The sequence below is a fragment of the Streptomyces jumonjinensis genome (assembly GCF_009600885.1).
GTDB lineage: Bacteria > Actinomycetota > Actinomycetes > Streptomycetales > Streptomycetaceae > Streptomyces > Streptomyces jumonjinensis.
The window spans coordinates 65,014-83,041 of record NZ_VCLA01000156.1 but is presented as its reverse complement, the minus strand read 5'-3'; the positions used below and the strand labels follow the sequence as shown (position 1 = coordinate 83,041).

General features: G+C 70.6%; 19 protein-coding genes and 1 pseudogene. 7 read left to right on the top strand and 13 right to left on the bottom strand.

Annotated features, from left to right (window positions below):
- Nucleotides 1–879, bottom strand: an 879-nt coding sequence (locus FF041_RS20860) for an SDR family oxidoreductase (RefSeq protein ID WP_323392284.1), incomplete at its 3' end; no start/stop codon positions are given.
- An 88-nt stretch (nt 880–967) separates the two neighbouring features.
- On the opposite strand from FF041_RS20860, the gene FF041_RS20855 reads away from it, so the two are divergent.
- The gene (locus FF041_RS20855; protein ID WP_153524193.1) at nt 968–1,936 is read left to right on the top strand and encodes a cyclase family protein; all 969 of its coding nucleotides are present in this window, start codon (nt 968–970) and stop codon (nt 1,934–1,936) included.
- Between the two features lie 57 nt (nt 1,937–1,993).
- Here the strand turns inward: FF041_RS20855 and FF041_RS20850 are convergent, their stop codons facing one another.
- From FF041_RS20850 to FF041_RS20825, 6 genes are all read right to left on the bottom strand, one after another.
- Nucleotides 1,994–2,851: a hypothetical protein gene (locus FF041_RS20850; protein ID WP_153524192.1), complete on the bottom strand. Its 858-nt coding sequence runs from the start codon at nt 2,849–2,851 to the stop codon at nt 1,994–1,996.
- A gap of 11 nt (nt 2,852–2,862) precedes the next feature.
- Entirely contained in the window at nt 2,863–3,435 is a 573-nt protein-coding gene (locus FF041_RS20845; RefSeq protein ID WP_153524191.1) for a papain-like cysteine protease family protein, read from the bottom strand.
- A gap of 148 nt (nt 3,436–3,583) precedes the next feature.
- Nucleotides 3,584–4,042 carry an ATP-binding protein gene (locus FF041_RS20840; RefSeq protein ID WP_323392282.1) on the bottom strand — a complete coding sequence of 153 codons (459 nt, stop codon included), beginning with the start codon at nt 4,040–4,042 and terminating at the stop codon, nt 3,584–3,586.
- A gap of 352 nt (nt 4,043–4,394) precedes the next feature.
- A complete protein-coding gene (locus tag FF041_RS20835) occupies nt 4,395–5,378 on the bottom strand; it encodes an acyl-CoA dehydrogenase family protein (RefSeq protein WP_153524190.1) in 984 nt (327 codons plus the stop codon).
- Between the two features lie 4 nt (nt 5,379–5,382).
- On the bottom strand, nt 5,383–6,516 hold the full coding sequence (locus FF041_RS20830; RefSeq protein ID WP_323392280.1) for an acyl-CoA dehydrogenase family protein: 1,134 nt from the start codon (nt 6,514–6,516) through the stop codon (nt 5,383–5,385).
- The gene (locus FF041_RS20825) at nt 6,507–7,727 is read right to left on the bottom strand and encodes an amidohydrolase family protein (RefSeq protein ID WP_153524189.1); all 1,221 of its coding nucleotides are present in this window, start codon (nt 7,725–7,727) and stop codon (nt 6,507–6,509) included. The genes FF041_RS20830 and FF041_RS20825 overlap by 10 nt, the downstream gene beginning before the upstream one ends.
- A 213-nt stretch (nt 7,728–7,940) precedes the next feature.
- Between FF041_RS20825 and FF041_RS20820 the strand changes: the two genes are divergently transcribed.
- Nucleotides 7,941–9,455, top strand: a complete 1,515-nt coding sequence (locus FF041_RS20820; RefSeq protein WP_153524188.1) for a class I adenylate-forming enzyme family protein — start codon at nt 7,941–7,943, stop codon at nt 9,453–9,455.
- Nucleotides 9,456–9,554: 99 nt separating this feature from the next.
- On the opposite strand, the gene FF041_RS20815 is transcribed toward FF041_RS20820, so the two are convergent.
- Together FF041_RS20815 and FF041_RS20810 are read right to left on the bottom strand one after the other, a co-directional pair.
- A complete protein-coding gene (locus tag FF041_RS20815; protein ID WP_153485995.1) occupies nt 9,555–10,070 on the bottom strand; it encodes an EF-hand domain-containing protein in 516 nt (171 codons plus the stop codon).
- A 102-nt stretch (nt 10,071–10,172) separates the two neighbouring features.
- Nucleotides 10,173–10,547 carry an STAS domain-containing protein gene (locus FF041_RS20810; protein WP_323392278.1) on the bottom strand — a complete coding sequence of 125 codons (375 nt, stop codon included), beginning with the start codon at nt 10,545–10,547 and terminating at the stop codon, nt 10,173–10,175.
- Nucleotides 10,548–10,772: 225 nt separating this feature from the next.
- On the opposite strand from FF041_RS20810, the gene FF041_RS20805 reads away from it, so the two are divergent.
- Both FF041_RS20805 and FF041_RS20800 read left to right on the top strand, forming a co-directional pair.
- Nucleotides 10,773–11,360, top strand: a complete 588-nt coding sequence (locus FF041_RS20805; protein ID WP_153524186.1) for a sigma-70 family RNA polymerase sigma factor — start codon at nt 10,773–10,775, stop codon at nt 11,358–11,360.
- Nucleotides 11,357–12,784: a zf-HC2 domain-containing protein gene (locus FF041_RS20800; protein WP_407698177.1), complete on the top strand. Its 1,428-nt coding sequence runs from the start codon at nt 11,357–11,359 to the stop codon at nt 12,782–12,784. The genes FF041_RS20805 and FF041_RS20800 overlap by 4 nt, the downstream gene beginning before the upstream one ends.
- Before the next feature lie 145 nt (nt 12,785–12,929).
- Here the strand turns inward: FF041_RS20800 and purU are convergent, their stop codons facing one another.
- Both purU and FF041_RS20790 read right to left on the bottom strand, forming a co-directional pair.
- Nucleotides 12,930–13,781 carry a formyltetrahydrofolate deformylase gene (purU, locus tag FF041_RS20795; RefSeq protein WP_153524185.1) on the bottom strand — a complete coding sequence of 284 codons (852 nt, stop codon included), beginning with the start codon at nt 13,779–13,781 and terminating at the stop codon, nt 12,930–12,932.
- Nucleotides 13,782–13,834: 53 nt separating this feature from the next.
- Nucleotides 13,835–14,281, bottom strand: a complete 447-nt coding sequence (locus tag FF041_RS20790; RefSeq protein WP_153486033.1) for an SCO4402 family protein — start codon at nt 14,279–14,281, stop codon at nt 13,835–13,837.
- Nucleotides 14,282–14,457: 176 nt separating this feature from the next.
- On the opposite strand from FF041_RS20790, the gene FF041_RS20785 reads away from it, so the two are divergent.
- Entirely contained in the window at nt 14,458–15,819 is a 1,362-nt protein-coding gene (locus FF041_RS20785; RefSeq protein WP_153524184.1) for an ABC transporter substrate-binding protein, read from the top strand.
- Between the two features lie 421 nt (nt 15,820–16,240).
- On the opposite strand, the gene FF041_RS39165 is transcribed toward FF041_RS20785, so the two are convergent.
- Together FF041_RS39165 and FF041_RS20780 are read right to left on the bottom strand one after the other, a co-directional pair.
- Complete coding sequence (locus tag FF041_RS39165) at nt 16,241–16,447, bottom strand: DUF397 domain-containing protein (protein ID WP_228388445.1); 207 nt, start codon at nt 16,445–16,447, stop codon at nt 16,241–16,243.
- Between the two features lie 79 nt (nt 16,448–16,526).
- Nucleotides 16,527–17,273, bottom strand: a pseudogene (locus tag FF041_RS20780) (helix-turn-helix domain-containing protein); the annotation flags it as partial.
- 149 nt (nt 17,274–17,422) lie between these two features.
- Here FF041_RS20780 and FF041_RS20775 point away from each other — a divergent pair.
- A complete protein-coding gene (locus tag FF041_RS20775) occupies nt 17,423–17,728 on the top strand; it encodes a hypothetical protein (RefSeq protein ID WP_153524182.1) in 306 nt (101 codons plus the stop codon).
- Nucleotides 17,725–17,958, top strand: coding sequence for a hypothetical protein (locus FF041_RS20770; protein ID WP_153524181.1), 234 nt, complete (start codon nt 17,725–17,727; stop codon nt 17,956–17,958). Before FF041_RS20775 ends, FF041_RS20770 begins: the two co-directional genes overlap by 4 nt.
- The last annotated feature ends 70 nt before the right edge of the window (nt 17,959–18,028 follow it).

The window sequence follows — 18,028 nt, the reverse complement described above, 5'->3', positions numbered from 1 at the left end:
CGCCGCCCTCGCCATCTCCTCCAACTGGGCCAGCATCGGCATCGGATCGACCCCCACCGTCCCCGGCAGAAAGTCCGCGATCCGCTCCGGCGTCCACGCCCCCTCCGCGTACCCCGCCCTCAGCTCCCTCGGCTGCGCCCATACCGCGATCTTCGGGCCCGCGATCGTGTACACCTGGCCCGTGATCTCCCGGGCCCGGTCCGACAGCAGATAGACCACCAGGGCCGCCACATCCTCGGGCTCCCCGATCTCCTTCAGCTCCATGGGCACGTTCGCCGACATCCGGGTCCGTGCCACCGGGGCGACCGCGTTCGCCGTCACCCCGTACTTGTGCATCCCGAGAGCCGCGCTCCGCACCAGCGAGATGATCCCGCCCTTCGCCGCGGAGTAGTTGGCCTGCGCCACCGACCCCTGGTGGTTTCCGCTGGTGAACCCGATCAGCGTCCCGGAACGCTGTTTCCGCATCACCGCCGAAGCCGCCCGGAAGAGGGTGAAGGTCCCCTTCAGATGTGTGGCGACGACGGGGTCCCACTCCTCCTCCGACATGTTGAAGAGCATCCGCTCCCGCAGGATCCCCGCCACGCACACGACCCCGTCGATCCGGCCGTACTCCGCGAGCGCGGTATCCACCACCCGCTGCCCCCCGGCCATCGTCGCGATGTCGTCCGCGACGGCGACCGCCGAGCCCCCGGCCTCCGCGATCTCCTCGGCGACGGCCCCAGCGACCCCGGACTCGGGGGCGCCGCCGTCGATCGAGACCCCGTAGTCGTTGACGACGACCTTCGCGCCCTCGGCCGCCGCGCCGAGGGCGACCGCGCGGCCGATGCCCCGGCCCGCTCCGGTGACGGCGATGACCTTGCCGGTCAAGAAGTTCCCCACGCCCGGCCCCTTCCCGCAGTTTCTGACGGACCGTTAGATTTTATGTCCGGTCCGACGCCCGAGCACAAGACCCAGGAGGCCCGATCCCATGCCGCTCCCCCAACAGCAGACAGGGCAGCAGACAGGGCAGCACCCCCTCCACCCCGAGTTCCACGCGATCGCGGAACGCGTCAACAACTGGGGCCGCTGGGGCGAGGCCGATGAGCTCGGCACCCTGAACCTGATCACCGATGAGGTCGTGCGCGCCGCCGCGGCCACCGTCGCAACCGGCCGCCGGGTCCCCCTCGCCCTCCCCCTCCAGCAGGACGGCGTCCAGACCGGCATGATCCCCGGCCGGGTGAACCCCCTGCACACGATGACCCAGATCAACGACGAGGTGTTCGGCCCGGGGGCCCTCGCCGTCAGCGACGATGTCGTGACCATGGGCCTCCAGGCGGCGACCCACTGGGACGCGCTGCCCCATGTCTCGCACTCGGGCAGGATCTACAACGGCCGCTCCGCCGACACCGTCACCGCCCGCGCCGGGGCCCGCTTCAGCGGCATCGGCACGATCCCGTATCTCGTCTCCCGGGGCGTACTGCTCGATGTGGCCCGCGCCAAGGGGCTCGACCGGCTGGCCCCGGATGACGCGGTGACCCCCGAAGATCTCGACGAGGCGGCCGAGTTCGGCCGGGTCGCCGTCGCCCCGGGGGATGTCGTCCTGGTGCGGACGGGCCAGATCGGGCGGTATCTCGGGGGCGACCGGCACGGCTACGGCTTTCCGTCCCCGGGGCTGTCCGTGCGCACCCCCGAGTGGTTCCACGCCCGCGATGTCGCCGCCGTGGCGAACGACACCCTCACCTTCGAGATCATCCCGCCGGAGATCGACGGCCTCTGGCTCCCCGTACACGCCCTCCATCTGGTCGAGATGGGGATGATCCAGGGCCAGAACTGGAATCTGGAGACGCTGTCCGCCGTCTGCGCGCAGGAAGAGCGCTACTCCTTCCTGCTCTGCGCGATGCCCGAGCCCTTCACCGGCGGGACGGGGACCCCGGTGGCCCCGGTCGCCGTCTTCTGACACGGCGTCGCCCCGGCCCCCGCATGCTGCGGGAAACCGGGGCGACAGGAGCCGGGTTCAGGCGGTGCTGTCGCGCCGCCGCCGGAGCCGGAACCGGCGGAGTACGAAGGCGCCGCCCGCGAGAGCGAGCGCCGCGCTCGCACCGCCGACGATCAGCGGGGTCGAGGACGACGCGTCGGCGCTCTCGCGCGCGGTGCCGTAACCGCTGGACAGGCCCTTGCTGTCGTAGTCGGAGCCGGGCAGCTTGTCGGCGTAGCGGGCCCTGACCAGCTTCTGGTAGTCGCTGAGCGAGACCGACGACTTGCCGTCGAGACCCTCCTTGGCCTGATCGTTGAGCGGTGCGACGGTGGTGAGCTTCAGCTGGTACCAGGCGCGCAGCTGCGGCTCGGTGAACACCAGGGTCCCCAGGGTGGCCTTGCCGGCGTACGTGGTGTCGCTGTCGCCGTCGCGCACGGCTGCCAGATGCCAGCCGCCGCCTTGAGTCGCACCGAGCATGACGGTGACGTTGCGGCCGTTGACGGCGACGTTCAGCGAGGACACGAGATAGCTCAGCTTGATCGCCTCGGTGGCGATCGGTTGGGCCGTCCCCGCGACGAAGCCCGCCGTGATCTCGTTCAGCGCCACCGGGTCCTTGATCGTGAACGTCGGCAGACCCTCGCAGGGATCGGCCTTCTCGGGGACCTTCAGCGGTGTCCGGGAGCCGCCCTCGGGCACCGGCACGCTGAGGAAGCGGCAGACGGCCTCACGGACGGCGGGCGACTTCACCGCGTCGAGGGCGGCCTGATAGTCGGGGATGGCGGCGGCGCCGGCCGGGCCGGCGATGGACAGCAGTGCGAACGCGCTCAGCGCCAGGACGATGGAGAGCCGGGAGATACGAGAGGTCTCCCGCTTGACAGCCGTTCGTTGATGTCGCATGTCGCCCGCCTCTACGAGGAGATACCGATCCGGGAGTGGGTCCACTTGAACGAGCTGTTGTTCACGTAGTCGTTGTAGTTCCACCAGGTGTACGTGGCGGTGTTCGGCCATGGATCGGCGACGGCGATGGTGTTGTTCGATGTGTCGTAGCCGTAGACGACGTTCATATGGCCGCCGCCGGATGTCCACCCGATGCGGGCGCCGATCGGCCGGTACGCCTTGACGTCGGTGCTCACCTGGTTGAACGACGCCGCGCTGTTGAGGCCCGTGCCGGGCCTGCTCATGCCCAGGTCCCACCAGGCGTTCGCCATGTCCTCAAGCCTGGCGGGCTGGTTGTTGCAGCTGGGGCCGCCGCTGTAGCGGGCGGCGCGATTGCAGAAATCCGTCTGTGTGGTGCCGTAACCGTGGTACTGCGCGATGGTGAGCCCGGAGGCGACCCAGCACCACTGGGACTTCTCCTGCTTCAGCATGTTGATGTTGTTGTAGGCCGAATCCGCCTGGGCCGTGCCGCCTGTGGTGAGGAGTAACGCCGAGGCTGTCAGCGCGATGCCCGACGCGGTGATCGACAACCTGAATCCGCCCATATTCCTGCCTTCCCGTGTGGGTAGGACGAGTGCCTAGCGATCTGGCAGGGATATGACAGCGCGAAACTCCGATGGCAAATAGAGGTCGCACAGGAAATACAGCCAAAGAGGTAATAGACATATAAAGAGATGAATGGTCGCGCCGGACTCAGGGCCGTACGGAGGCGAGGCGGCGCGCGACACCGCGTTCGTACGCGGCCTCCGGCACTCCCCGGTCCACCTCGCACCAGATGGACTTCCCCTGGCCCTCCGCCTTCCAGCCCCACCGGTCGGCCAGCCCGTCGACCAGCTCCAGACCGCGCCCATGGGTGTCGTCGCCCTCGGCGTGCCGCTGTTCCGGCGGGCGGGCGCAGCTGTCGGCGACCTCCACCCGGACGGTCCCGGCCTCCACCCGCCCCGCGCCGAAGAGCACGCGCAGCACGGCCGGGCAGCCGGTGTGCACGACGGCGTTGGTGACCAGCTCCGAGATCAGCAGAATCAGGGTCTCGGTCAGCGGCTCATCACCCTGTATCCCGGACCCGACGAGCCGGGAACGGGCCCATCTGCGAGCCCGCCCGACCTCCGCGGGATCGGGTCCGACCTCCAACTGAACCTGGAGCACCTGCACCGCTCACACCATCCGAACCGGCGGACACATCGCCTCGCGCCTCGACTGGGTCTTCAACCTCGACCACGTCACCGAAAGTGACTCCCTTACGAGACAGCATGGTTGACATACAGTCACTGCAACAAGCGCTTCGGGCATATTCCAGCGCGAAGGAGTACCCGTGGTGCATACTGTGCGACGCCCGCTACGGGGAGTCGAACAGGGGATCGTAGGCCGTCTGGCCAGCGAACTCCATACGACTCGCATCTCACGGAGGGTACCGGAGCCAGGCCGGTGGAAGGGGCTGTGACAGCCGCCCCAAGGACACAACCCGATATCGACGCTCAGTGACATCGGGTGCCATTCGAAGGCGTCACCGTGACCCGTCGGTACCGAGCGTCTCCGCCTGGATCTCCTCCGCCTCCGCCGCGACGGGCCGCATCAGGGCGCGTACCCAGGCCCGTTTCAGATGCAGATGGACGTCCGCCTCCCAGGTGAACCCCATGCCGCCGTGGACCTGGAGGCAGTCGCGCGCGTTCCGCACGGCCGCGTCGTCGGCGAGCAGCTTCGCCCCGGCGATCTCGGCGGCGTCCCCGGTCACGGCGGCGGCGTACACCGCGCTGCGCGCGATCTCCGTCCGTACGAGCATCCCGGCGCAGAGATGCTTGACGGCCTGGAACGCGCCCACGGGCCGGCCGAACTGCTCGCGCTCCTTGGCGTAGCGGACGGCGGTCTCGGTGGTGCGTCCGGCGCTGCCGAGCTGTTCGGCGGCGGTGAGCAGCGCGGCGACGGGGTGGTAGCCGGCCGAGGGCCCGACCGAGGGCCCTTCCGAGGCCCCGACCCCGGAGGCGGACCCGGCCCCGGACCCCGAGACCGCCCCGGAAGATGCCCCGGACGGGGGATCCGGCACCCGGTGCAGCGGGGTCAGCGGATCGACGGACCGCAGTGCGACGGCCCCGGCGGGCGCACCCCCCAGCACCTGATCGGCGGCGTCCAGCCAGGCCACCAGGCCGCCGTCGACACGGGTCACCACACGCTCGCCGCTCGCCGCCCCCGGGACCGTGCCGGCCGCGAGATGGGTCGCCACCAGCGGTCCCGGCAGCAGCGCCCGCCCCGCCTCCTCGAAGACGAGGGCGGCCTCCGCCGTCCCGAGCCCCAGTCCCCCCGACTCCTCGGGCACCCGCAGCGCGAAGAACCCGGCGTCCCCGAGAGCGCGCCAGAGCTTCCGCAGCCCCGCGCGGTCCACGGCGTCCCGGAGCGCGGCCTCCCGGAGCGCGGCGGCCGGCCAGAGGCGGCCGAGCAGCTCCCGGGTCCCGTCCTTCAGCGCCCGCTGGTCCCCGGTCAGCCGGAAGTCCATGGCGTCAGCCGCCCTTCGGAAGGCCGAGGATCCGCTCGGCGATGATGTTCCGCTGGATCTGGGAGGTGCCGGCCGCGATGGTGTACGAGAGGGACGAGAGCCGGTCCAGGGTCCAGGGCCGGTCCAGATCCAGGGCGCCGGTCCCGAGCACCTCGGCCGCCGCGTCGAACAGCTCCTGCCGGGCGTGCGAGTAGCGCAGCTTGAAGACCGAGCCGCCGGGTCCCGGCGCCCCGCCGGTCACCCGCGCCTCGCTGACGTTCCACTGGATGAGCCGCCAGAGGGCGGTGAACTCCGCGTGCAGCCGGCCGAGTCTGCGCCGGAGCACGGAATCGGTCCAGCGGCCGTTCTCCCGCGCGGCGGCAGCCAGCTCCCGCAGGGTCCGGCGGCAGGCGACGACCTCTCCGGCGAAGGCGGTCCCGCGTTCGTAGGAGAGGGTCACCATCGTGACCCGCCAGCCGTCGTTCTCGTCGCCGATCCGGTGGTCCACCGGCACCCGTACCCCGTCGAGGAACACCTCGGCGAACTCCGCCGAGCCCGCGAGGGTCCGCAGCGGCCGTACGGTCACCCCGGGCGCGTCCATGGGGAGGGCGAGCCAGGTGATGCCGCGGTGGCGGGGGGCGTCCGGGTCGGTCCGCACCAGCAGTTCGCACCAGTCGGCGACCTCCGCGTGCGAGGTCCAGACCTTGGCTCCGGTGACGATGTAGGAGTCCCCGTCCCGTACCGCCCGGGTCCGCAGCGACGCGAGATCGGAGCCCGCATCGGGCTCGCTGAAGCCCTGGCACCAGATCTCGTCGCCCCGCAGGATCGGCCGGAGCCAGCGCTCGCGCTGGGCGGCGGTCCCCTCAGCGGCGATGGTCGGCCCGGCGTGGAGCAGTCCGACGAAGTTGGCGCCGACATAGGGCGCTCCGGCGGTCTCCGTCTCCTCCAGGAAGATCAGCCGCTGGGTGGGGGAGGCGTCCCAGTGCACCTGTGCGTATCCGGCGTCGTACAGCATCCGCTGCCAGGCGGTGTCGTACGCCCGCCGGGCCGGCCAGTCGCCGGGCGACGGCTCGGCGGGCAGCCGGGGCAGGGCGTGGGCGAGCCACTCCCGCAGCCGCGCCCGGAAGTGCTCCTCCTCGCGGGTGTACGTCAGCTCCACTGGCGGTCCCGGTCCCGGTCCCGGTCGAGATCGAGGCCGAGCATACGAATGGCGTTGCCCCGCATCAGTTTGTAAACGGTCTCGTCGTCCAGCCCCTTCACATGGTCGAGCGCGACCTCCTTGGTGTGCGGGAAGGTCGAGTCGACATGCGGATAGTCGGTCTCGAAGGTGGCGTTGTCGCGGCCGACGGCGTCGAGCGAGGCGATGCCGTGCTTGTCGCGGAAGAAGCAGCAGTAGATCTGCCGGTAGTAGTACGTGGACGGCGGCTCGGGGACGAGGTCCTTGACGCCGCCCCAGGCCCGGTGTTCCCGCCAGACGTCGTCGGCGCGCTCCAGGGCGTAGGGAATCCACCCCATCTGTCCCTCGCTGTAGGCGAGTTTCAGCCGGGGGAAGCGGACCAGCACCCCGCTGAAGAGGAAGTCCGTCATCGAGGCCATGGCGTTGTTGAAGCTGAGCGACGCCTGCACGGCGGGCGGGGCGTCCGGGGAGGCGGCCGGCATCTGGGAGGACGACCCGATGTGCATGTTGACCACGGTCCCGGTCTCCTCGCAGACGGCGAAGAACGGGTCCCAGTACCCCGAGTGGATCGACGGCAGTCCCAGATACGGCGGGATCTCGCTGAAGGTCACCGCCCGCACCCCGCGCTCCGCGTTCCGGCGGATCTCGGCGACGGCGAGGCCGATGTCCCAGAGCGGGATGAGACAGAGCGGGATCAGCCGGCCGCCGCTGTCGCCGCACCACTCCTCCACCATCCAGTCGTTGTACGCGAGGACGCAGGCGAGGGCGACCTCCTTGTCCCGGGCCTCGGCGAAGGTCTGGCCGCAGAACCGGGGGAAGGTCGGGAAGCAGAGGGACGCCTCCACATGGTTGAGGTCCATGTCCGCGAGCCGGGCGACGGGGTCCCAGCACCCCCGGCGCATCTCCGCCCGGGTGATCCCCTCCAGGGTCATCTCGTCCCGGTCGAAGCCGACGGCCGCGATGTTGCGCTTGTACGGGAAGGCGAGGTCCTCGTAGATCCACCAGTCGGTGGGCGGGCCGCCGGGGTCCATGGTGATCCGGTACTTGCCGCCGACGTAGGCGAGCTCGCCGATGCCCTCGGTGAGCGGCTTGGGCCCCTTGTCCCGGTATCTCGCCGGCAGCCAGGTCTCGAAGAGGTGCGCCGGTTCGATGACATGGTCGTCGACGCTGACGATCCGAGGAAGTTCGGTCATGGTGTTCCCCTCCGCCGTGTGCCCGCTCCGGGCCGCCCGACCGGGACCGCCCGTGTGCCCGCTCCGGGCTGCCCGTCTGGCTGGGGCCCGTATCTGATGCATCGTCAGATATCTGTCCCGACGACGAGGCTAACCCCCCGCCTCTGGACCGACAAGCGCCGGAACCCTACGCTCTGCACGCAACTGACGGTGCATCAGCTGAAAGGCGGGCCCATGGACGACCCCGGAGCCGGGTACGGGACGGCTCGCGCGCTCGGCGCGTCGCGCACCCTGTGGGAACTGGTCCGCCGCAGGGCCGCGCTGACACCGGACCGGCCCGCCCTCCTCCAGGAGGACCGCGCCCTGACCTTCGGAGCGCTCCACGACCGCGCCGAACGCGTCGCCGCCGGGCTGCTGGAGCGGGGAGTGGGCCCCGGGAGCGTGGTCGCCTGGCAGCTGCCCACCCGGATCGAGACCGTGCTGCTCTCCCTGGCGCTCGCCCGGATCGGCGCGGTGCAGACACCGGTGATCCCGTTCCACCGGGACCGGGAGGTCGCCTTCGCGCTCCGCGCGTCGAAGGCGGAGTTCTTCGCGGTGCCGGGCGAGTGGCGGGGCTTCGACCATACGGCGATGGCCCGGCGCGTCGGGGCGCGCGGGGTCTTCGAGGCGTATGACGCGCTCCCCTCGGGGAATCCCTGCCGGCTGCCGCCGCCGCCCGCGTCCGGCACGGACGCCCGCTGGATCTACTGGACCTCGGGCACCACGTCCGACCCCAAGGGCGTGCTCCACACCGACCGCTCCCTGATCGCTGGCGGCTCCTGTCTGGCGCACGCGCTGCGGCTGACGGCGGACGACGTGGGCTCCATCGCGTTCCCGTACGCGCACATAGGCGGCGCGGACTATCTGGTGACGCTTCTGCTGTACGGGTTCCCCGCGGTCCTCTTCGAACGGTTCGCGCTGCCCGGGGCGCTGGCCGAGTACCGCCGGCACGGGGTGACCCTGGCCGGCGGCTCCACCGCCTTCTACACGATGTTCCTGGCCGAACAGCGCGAGACCCCGGGCCGGAAGCTGATCCCGACCCTGCGGCTGCTGGCGGGCGGCGGCGCCCCGAAGCCGCCGGAGCTGTACTACGACGTCGTACGGGAGCTGGGGTGCGAGCTCACCCATGGCTACGGGATGACCGAGGCGCCGATGATCACCATGGGCTCCCCGGGGGACGCCCCGGAGCTGCTGGCGACGACGGAGGGCCGGCCGCCGGAGGGGATGGAGATCCGGATCACCGACGGCGAGGTGCGGCTGCGCGGCGAGGCGGTGTGCCAGGGGTATCTGGACCCGGCGCAGTCGGCGGAGGTCTTCGACGAGGACGGTTTTCTGCGCACCGGGGACCTGGGCCGGCTGACGCCGGAGGGCCATCTGGTGCTGACCGGGAGGCTGAAGGACGTCATCATCCGCAAGGGCGAGAACATCTCGGCGCGGGAGATCGAGGAGCTGCTCCACACCCACCCCGGGGTGGCGGACGCGGCGGTGATCGGTCTCCCGGACCCGGTACGGGGCGAACGCGTCTGCGCGGTGGTGGAACAGCCGCCCGGGGCGGCGCCCCTGACCCTGGAACCCCTGGTCGCCTTCCTCCGCGCGGCGGGCCTGTCGGCGTACAAGCTCCCGGAGCAGCTGGAGGTGGTGGCGGAGCTGCCGCGCAACGAGACGCTGCGGAAGGTCCTGAAGTACCGGCTGCGGGAGCGCTTCGGCTAGGGAGTGCCCGCGCGTACGGCGCGTACGGCACCGTCCTGGTGGCTGCGTACGGCCCGCCCCGCGCGATCGTGGCGGCGAGGCGGGCCCGTACCGGTGGTCTCAGGGGTGCTCGGGGGTCACGTAGTACGAAGCGAACGCCTCCAGCGCCTCCTCCTCGCCGATCCGGCCGTCACCGTCCGTATCGAGGGCCTGGGCCGCCAGGGACGCCTTCGCGGGGTCGACGCCCAGGACCGTCAGCACGCGCTGGACGGCCGACGGGGTCACCCCGGCTCCGTCCACGTCCGCGATGCGGATCACCGCATGGAGGAACGGGCGCGCGATCTCCGCGAAGCGGTGCGGGTTGTCCCGGAGCCGCTTCACCGCGCCCGTGATGAACTCCTGACGGGAGACCCGCTGGTCACCGTCCACATCGGCGATCCCCGCCATGCCCTGCCAGAACGCCTCCGCCCCGCTGTACAGGTCCTGGCCCTTATCGGAGCGTGCGGTCGTGGAGAACTCCGCGAGCAGCGCCGCCGCCGCCCCGCTGAAGTCCTCGCGGTCGATATAGCCATTGCCGTCCTGGTCGAAGGCGGCGAAGCGAGACGCGATCTTGCGCTCGTACTCTGCGCTGTCCATGCGGGGAGCGTACGGCCCCGAAAGGCTGACGCGTGCAAGTACCCGCCAATTAAGTGGAAGCCGCGCCCCGGACCCGTCCCGGGCGGCCCTCCCGCGCCCCCGTCACGCCGTGAGCCGCTCCGGCCCGTCGCCCGTCGCGGCGCCCGCGTTCTCGTACACCTCGAAGAGCCGGCGCACGCCCAGGGCCCCGAACACCCGATTCATATGCGAACCCTCCGCCGCCCCGGAGGCGGGCAGGACCAGCCGCAGTCTGCCGCCGCACGAGTGCAGCAGCCGGCGGGCCGCGATCAGCACGCCGATACCGCTGGAGTCGCAGAACAGCACGTCCGACAGATCGAGCACCACATCGCGGCGGCCGGCGGCCACCGCCGCGTGCACCTGGCGGCGGACCTCCGGCGAGGTCACCAGATCCAGTTCGCCGCTGATGCGCAGCACGGTCCATACGCCCCGCCGGGCCTCATCCACTGCGAGCGTCACCACCGAACCTCCCCAATTCACGCTTTTTCCCCACCCTCCAGGCATAAAACCCCGTGCCTGTGGCAGATTCTTCCCGGGCGCAGCCCCTCTACCATGTCGGCCTTCCCCGGGGGGCGCACTTGAAGCAAAGGGGCGTGCGTCAGTCGTCGCGCACATTACATTCGAAACCGGGGGCACGTACGGAAAGGCACGAACGCACTACGCAGGGCGAGACTTGGGGGCCGTATGGCACAGGACACACCGCCGCGCTGGGACCGCAGAATGCAGCAGCGGCTGGCGCGGGGCGAGGCCGCGGCACTCGGCGAGCTGTACGACCGGTTCGCTTCGCTTGTGCACATGCTGGCCCACCGGGTGCTCGACGACGACACGGCGGCGGACCAGGTGACCCGTGAGGTGTTCGGCTACATCTGGGAGAACCCCGACGCCTACGACCCCCGGCAGGGCTCGCTGCGCTCCTGGGTCGCCAAGCTCACCAACAGCCAGGCCGTGCACCGGCTGCGGCAGAGCGAGGCCGCCGCGCTGGCGCGGGGCGACGGCTCGTCGGAGGAGGTGGAGCAGAAGGTGCGCCGGGCGGCGGTCGCGGCCCGCGCCGACTACATCGTCACCTCGATGCCCGCACCCCTGCGGGCCGCGCTGGAGCTGGCGTACCACCAGCGCCGGGACTACCGGGAGACGGCGAGGGACCTCGGGGTGAGCGAGGACGAGGCCCGGCGCCGGCTGCGGCTCGGCCTCCAACTGCTGTCCACCGCCCACACCCGGCCGCTGGAGGGTTCCGCACCGCCCGGATACGCCGGATACGGGCGGCCCCTGTGAGCGGGCCGCTGGACGAGAGCCGCGACGACGAACCCCATCCCCATGTACCGCCCGGGTCGTACGGCCCGTACGACGCGTACGACGCGTACGCGGGAGACGGCGAGGCGGAGGCCGCGCCGCGCGTACCCGTGCCACGCGCCGCCCCGGACGATCTCGGACCACCCCCGCACCAGGCCCCGGACGGCCCGGACGATCTCAGACCACCGCCACCCCGGCCCCCGGCCCCGGACCGGCCGCCGACCCAGCAGCACGCACCCCTGCCGCCGCAGCGCGGCACAGCACCACCCGAGGCCGATATGTCCGCAACACCCGGCGGTGGCACCGAGACCCCGTCCCATGACGTGCTCCGATCCCTTCTCGGCGCCTGGGCGCTCTCCGCCTGCTCCGCCGAGGAGACCGACGCCGTCGAGGCTCATCTCGGCGAGTGCGCGCCCTGCGCGGACGAGGCCCTGCGGCTGCGGGACGCCGTCGCGCTGCTGCACACGGAGCGCGATCTGGACCTCGATCCGCTGCTGAGGTTCCGGGTCCTGGAGAACTGTCTGGGCCGCAGGCCCGCGCGTATCCCGGTGCCGGAGTGGGCCTCGCCGTACGACGCGGAGACCGCCAGGCTCGACGCCCTGCTCCGGGACATAGGCGAAGCGGAGTGGAACAGGCCGGTCCAGCTGAGATGGTTCGAGGGCGGGGAGCCGGTGCACCGCGCGACCACGGTCGCCGGGGTCATCGGGCACCTGCTGACCGTCGACGGTCTGGTCGCCGGAGCGCTCGGGCTCGACGACCCGCTGGGCCGGGACGCGCCCCACGCGCCGACGGAGCGCACCGAGAAGTTCTGGCTCGCCGAGAGCCGCCCCGTCGCCAGCGAGGTCCACGCGCCCTGGCGGAACCAGAGCCACACCCTGATCCGTACCGTCTCGTTCGCGGGCCACGGGGTGGCCGACCTCTCCGTCTCCTACAGCGATTTCTCCCTCTCGCTCCAGGACTCTTTACTCGACCGGGCCTTCGAGTGCTGGATGCACGCCGACGACATCGCCGAGGCGGTCAACTATCCGTACGACCCGCCCCGCGGCTCCCATCTGCACCGGATGGTCGATCTGGCGGCCCGGCTGCTGCCCGCGGCGCTGGCCGGCCGCCGTCGCTCGGGGCTCGCGGGCCCGGCCAGGCATCTGGTGGCGGCGGGCTCGCCGGGCCGCTCGCTCCATCTGGAGATCGAGGGCGCGGGCGGCGGCGACTGGTACATCCCGCTCGACTCGCCCGCCGCGCTGGGCTCCGCGGATCACGCCGTCGCCCAGGTGGCGCTGGACCGGGTGGAGTTCTGCCATCTGGTGGCGGGCCATGTCTCCCCGGAGGAGGCAGCGGCGGGACAGGACGGAGACCGGGACGCGATCAGGGATGTGCTGTTCGCCGCCGCGTCGCTGAGCCGGATGTGAGGCCCCCGGGCTGAGCCGCCGGATGTGATGCCCCGAGGCGGACGCGGAACGCCGCCGGAACGCCGAACGGTGGTCGAGCCCCCGCCGGAACGCCGAACGGCGGGAGCCCGCACGCCCCCGCCGCACCGATGACCTTACGCGAGGGTCAGTCGAACACGACCGTACGGCGGCCGTTCAGCAGAATGCGGTGTTCCGCGTGCCATTTCACCGCGCGCGCCAGCGCCTGGCACTCCACATCCCGGCCCACCGCGACCAGTTGCTCCGGGGTCACCCCATGGCCGACGCGCTCGACCTCCTGCTCGATGATCGGGCCCTCGTCGAGATCGGCCGTCACATAGTGCGCGGTCGCGCCGATCAGCTTCACCCCGCGCGCATGCGCCTGGTGGTACGGCTTCGCGCCCTTGAAGCTCGGCAGGAAGGAGTGGTGGATATTGATGATCCGGCCGCTGAGCTGCTTGCAGAAATCGTCCGACAGCACCTGCATATAGCGGGCGAGCACCACCAGCTCCACGTCCTCCGCGCGCACCAGCTCCAGCACCCGCGCCTCGGCCTCCGGCTTGTTCTCCTTGGTGACCGGAATGTGGTGGAAGGGGATGCCGTACGACGCGACCAGGTCGGCGAAGTCCCGGTGGTTGGAGACCACCGCGACGATCTCCACCGGCAGCGCGCCGATGCTGGCGCGGAAGAGCAGATCGTTGAGGCAGTGGCCGAACTTGCTGACCATGAGGACGATCCGCATGGGCTCCTCGGCGAGATGGATCTGCCAGTCCATCTCGAAGGCGTCCCCCACGGCGGCGAAGCTCGCCCGCAGCTTCTCCACGGTCACCGGCGACTCGGCGGAGAAGTGGACCCGCATGAAGAACAGACCCGTGTCCCGGTCCCCGAACTGCTGGCTGTCCTCGATATTGCAGCCGGTGATGAAGAGATAGCTCGATACGGCGTGCACGATGCCCTGTTTATCCGGGCAGGAGAGCGTCAGGACGTACTGGTCGGTCATCCCCGTAGCGTGCCATATCCGGCCGCCCGGGAGGGCAGACGTCCACAGAACGGTCAAGCCGTACGCGTCATGATCCGCAGCACATCCAGCGAGCGGGGCGGGGCGTCCGGGTCCTCGCCGTCGCCGGTCGCCAGCCGCACATGGGCGTCGCGGCACGCCCGCACCGCGTCCGGCCAGCCATGATGCGCCATATACGCAGCCACATGGGCGTCCGCGCCCACCTGGTGCATGATCCGCAGCACCCGCAGGACGGCGGCGTCGACCAGAGCCGCCTCGTCGGGGTCCCGGAAGATCGTGCCGACGTATTTCTCGGCGGACCAGTTGTCCAGCCAGGTGTCCTCGACCAGCCGGTAGACGGCGTCGGTCACATCGCCGTACCCCTCCAGGCCGGCCAGCCAGGTCTCCTGCTGGAAGACGGGGTCGGAGAGCATATGCAGCGCCGAGCGCACCTGTGTGCGCCAGCGCCACCACGGCATGTCATTGAGCGGCATACCGCCCATGGTGGATGAGCGACGGCCGCGACGGGAAGGGGGGACCGGTCCTTGCTGCTGCACGCCGTCGATCGTACGGTCTGCCCTCGCCCGGCCCGCAGGCCCCCCGCAATTCACCTTCCGGTCACCCTTCGTTGAAGAGCGCACACTCCGCCGTTACCCGGGCGGCGGAAATGTGAGGGCCCATGACCGGCAGGCGACGTTCGCTCTCCCCCCGCCCCTCCTGGACCCGCCCCTCCTGGACCCGCTCCGCACGGGCCCGCGCTCCCCGGCCCGGTCCGTCCTGGGCGACGGCCGCCGTGGCCGCCGGGGCGGTGCTGGTCGCCGGCTGCGGTGTCCTGCCCGGCGCGGGCGGCGGGTCCAGGGAGCCCGTGACGGTGATGACCTTCGCCCCGGAGAAGACCCAGGCGACCAATATGCCCGGGATGCCCGCCATGGCGAAGGCGTACGCCCGCTGGGTGAACTCCGAGGGCGGCATCGACGGGCACGAGCTGCGGGTGATCACCTGCAACGAGGAGAACACCTCCCAGGGCGCGGCCGACTGCGCGCGCCGCGCCGCCAGGGAGAAGGTGGACGCGGTCGTCGGCTCGTACAGCCAGCACGGCAGCTCCTTCATGGCTCCCCTGGAGGCCGCCGGAATCCCCTTCATCGGCGGGTTCGGCATCTCCGAGGAGGAGTTCACCAGCTTTCTGTCCTATCCCGTCAACGGCGGCCAGGCGGCCCTGCTCGCCGGTCATGGGGTCCAGCTCGCGGACGTCTGCGGGCGGGTCGCGCTGGTACGGCCCGACTCGCTGGCCGGCGACGAGCTGCCCGCGCTGCTGAACACCGGGCTCGCCGAGGGCGGGAACCGGGCCGCCGATGTGCTCGCGGCCGAGGACGCCACCGACTACACCGAGGCCGCCGGGGCGGCCCGCGCGAAGGCGGGGGTCCCGGAGGAGGCGGGGGCCGGGGAGGCTGGCGGCGAGCCGCGGCCCGGCTGTGTGACCGCCGCGCTCGGCGACCGCACCGAGACGTTCTTCGACTCCTTCCGGCGGCTGCCCGAGGACGACCTCACGGTCAGGGTCTCCTCGGTGCTCGGCAGCGTGGGCCAGCCGCTCATCGACCGCACGGGCGGGCGGAAGGGCGTGTTCGAGGGGGCGTTCATCACCGGGTGGTATCCGGCGGCGGGGGATCCCCGCTGGAGCGGGATGAAACGCGTGATCGCCGATCACGCCTTCGGCGACAACCGGATCGACGCGGCCGACCCCGGGGCGCAGACGACCTGGATCGCCTACACCGTGCTGCGGAAGGTCATCGAGTCACTCGACACGGATGAAGTCACTCCGCACCAGCTCACCAAGGCGTTCAGCCGGGGGGTGCGGGTGACGACCGGGGGCCTCACCCCCGAGCTGCGCTGGGAGTACAAGGACATGATCGGCATCGGCGAGTTCCCCCGGATCGTCAACTGGCGGGTGACGTTCCAGGTGGTGCGGGACGGGCGGCTGGTGGCGCAGCGGAAGGAGTTCGTGGACGTCGGAGAGACCTTGTCGGAGTCCACGGCGGGGTGAGCTCCCCTGCGGGGCTTCGGGGCTGGTGCGGGTGCTTCGGTGTGGGCTGGGCGGCGGTGTGCTGGGGTCCGGGGGCCGCTCCGGGGTGGTGCCGGGACTCATGATTTACGGGCGCGTTTCCAGCCCTTGTTCAATGACGGGCCTCCTTCGCGCCACAATCACGCTTTACGTCCCGGCACCACCCCTGCGCGGCCCCCTCCCATGCAGGTCGAAACCGCCCGCCGTCTATCCCCGGTGCCGGGCAGCCTCAGCAAACCCAGCCTCTTGGGGGTCCCCCCGGACGGAGTAGGCCCTACGCCCAGGGGGACTGTGCTCGTCACCCCAGAAGGGCGGCGGGTGCGGGGGCCCTTTGCGTCTCTGGGCCGGACAGGGGAAACCCCGTCCGGTCGGTCACCGAACGGGGTTCTCCGAGGCGGGGACCTCAGATCACATCGGCGGTGCGGGCGAGCGTCACCAATCCGGTGAACGCGCTGTGAGACACCATGAGGACCGGCCCGTCACTGAGCTTGCTGTCCCGGACGGGCACGACGCCGGACGGGGCGTACGCGGGGGCCACCTCGACGCACTGCCCTCCATCCGGCCCGCTGTAGCTCGACTTGATCCAAACGGTTACTGCGTCGTTGCTCATTGGCGTACTCCTTGGCGATTTCCTGGATACGGGCAATCGACTTCGGGGGCGATAGTGCCGACGCCCGCAGATGATCGTAGCTATCGATGGCGGCGCTTACCGTATGGGCGGTGTCGTACGGCCGTCCGCCCTGTGGTCCTTCGGCGTGGAGCAGGGTGGGAGCATCGACGAACCCCAGCAGCGTGAACGGCAGGTGATAGGCCGGGGCCCCTTCGCTGTAGGGCAGTACCTGCAACGTGATGCTCGGTGAAACCGCCTCACGAGCGAGGTGTTCGAGTTGTTGAGACATGACCTCCCTGCCACCAACTACCGTCCGTAGGCAGGCTTCATGGAGCACCACCCACAGCCGTGGAGGCGCTTCCCGCTCCATGACCGCATGACGCCCTATGCGGGCGACAACCCTGCTCTCAACCACATCGGCTGTCTCGCGTGGAACTCCGGCGCGGAGTGTGGCCCGTGCGTACTCCGGTGTTTGCAGCATCCCCATGATGAACGTGGTCGAGTAGTCGTAGATCCGTGATGCCTCGCGTTCAAGCTCAACGTACGGAACGAACCAGTTCGGATGGTTGCCCGCCAGGTCAGCCATGATGCGCCGGAGCTGGCGGGCGAACAGGTCACCCGTCCCCAGCACCCTGTCAGCGCCGACCGCGAACTTCTCGGTGGGGACCACCTTGCCCGACTCGAAGCGGGAGACATGTCCTTCTGAGTAGCCCGTGGCACGCCCTAGGCCTTTCTGCGTCATCCTGCGGGCCTTACGTACCTGTTTCACGTCAAGCCCGAATGACTGGAACGGATGCAAGTTCGCTGAGGGTTCGTCGTCGCTCATGCGTTTGACCTCATCTTTTCACTCTCTAGTCAAGAGTCGATCGATGCCAGTGCTTGTGCAGGAACCAACAAGTGCGGGGAGTCTAGGGCAAGTTGTGCTCCTCTGGACACGCATCGAAACACCGGGGGAGCGAGCGAGGAGGCAGCCTCATGATCAACAGTTCACGGCAGGAAGGCGCGGAGAGCCAGACCGTCACGGCCCCCGGCGAGCATGTGTTGCCCATACGGGAGCGCACCCTCACGGACGGCGAGCTTGTCGCCCGTCAGTACGTCCGGTGGGAGAACCGCGCGGCCACGTGGTCGGTGCCCTGGGCTGTTGAGGGACCGGACGGACCGGTCACGGTCGTACTGCCTCCTGGCACGCCGCGCGGCCCCTTCCCCCGGGCGAACCGAGCCACCCTTGCTCGCCTCTACATGGGGCTCGCCGACTACCGCGCTCGAATGGGGGCGACATGAACGAGGCTCTCGCGGTCGGGTCTCTCGCGTATGACATCCGTACGAAGCGTGTGGGGGAGGTCATGGAGGAGTACGGGACGCGGTACATGCTCCGGCCGGTCCATGGCGGGTGCGAGTGGGATGTGCTGCGGGAGCACGTTCGCCCCGCGACCACGGCCGACCGGCTTTCGGCGGCGCTCGCCGAGCGGAACGCGAACAGCGGTCGAGGAGGGGGTGGGGCATGGGGATGATCGGGCGGTTCCGTCATCTCTTATGGGCTCTGCTGCTCGTGGAGTCCGCGGGGGTCCGTGCGCACATCGA

Excerpts from the sequence above, each read along its gene's own strand:
- FF041_RS20855 (WP_153524193.1), top strand. The coding sequence starts at position 968 with ATGCCGCTCCCCCAACAGCAGACAGGGCAGCAGACAGGGCAGCACCCC.
- FF041_RS20850 (WP_153524192.1), bottom strand. The coding sequence starts at position 2,851 with ATGCGACATCAACGAACGGCTGTCAAGCGGGAGACCTCTCGTATCTCC.
- FF041_RS20845 (WP_153524191.1), bottom strand. The coding sequence starts at position 3,435 with ATGGGCGGATTCAGGTTGTCGATCACCGCGTCGGGCATCGCGCTGACA.
- FF041_RS20835 (WP_153524190.1), bottom strand. The coding sequence starts at position 5,378 with ATGGACTTCCGGCTGACCGGGGACCAGCGGGCGCTGAAGGACGGGACC.
- FF041_RS20825 (WP_153524189.1), bottom strand. The coding sequence starts at position 7,727 with ATGACCGAACTTCCTCGGATCGTCAGCGTCGACGACCATGTCATCGAA.
- FF041_RS20820 (WP_153524188.1), top strand. The coding sequence starts at position 7,941 with ATGGACGACCCCGGAGCCGGGTACGGGACGGCTCGCGCGCTCGGCGCG.
- FF041_RS20815 (WP_153485995.1), bottom strand. The coding sequence starts at position 10,070 with ATGGACAGCGCAGAGTACGAGCGCAAGATCGCGTCTCGCTTCGCCGCC.
- FF041_RS20805 (WP_153524186.1), top strand. The coding sequence starts at position 10,773 with ATGGCACAGGACACACCGCCGCGCTGGGACCGCAGAATGCAGCAGCGG.
- purU (WP_153524185.1), bottom strand. The coding sequence starts at position 13,781 with ATGACCGACCAGTACGTCCTGACGCTCTCCTGCCCGGATAAACAGGGC.
- FF041_RS20790 (WP_153486033.1), bottom strand. The coding sequence starts at position 14,281 with ATGGGCGGTATGCCGCTCAATGACATGCCGTGGTGGCGCTGGCGCACA.
- FF041_RS20785 (WP_153524184.1), top strand. The coding sequence starts at position 14,458 with ATGACCGGCAGGCGACGTTCGCTCTCCCCCCGCCCCTCCTGGACCCGC.
- FF041_RS39165 (WP_228388445.1), bottom strand. The coding sequence starts at position 16,447 with ATGAGCAACGACGCAGTAACCGTTTGGATCAAGTCGAGCTACAGCGGG.
- FF041_RS20775 (WP_153524182.1), top strand. The coding sequence starts at position 17,423 with ATGATCAACAGTTCACGGCAGGAAGGCGCGGAGAGCCAGACCGTCACG.
- FF041_RS20770 (WP_153524181.1), top strand. The coding sequence starts at position 17,725 with ATGAACGAGGCTCTCGCGGTCGGGTCTCTCGCGTATGACATCCGTACG.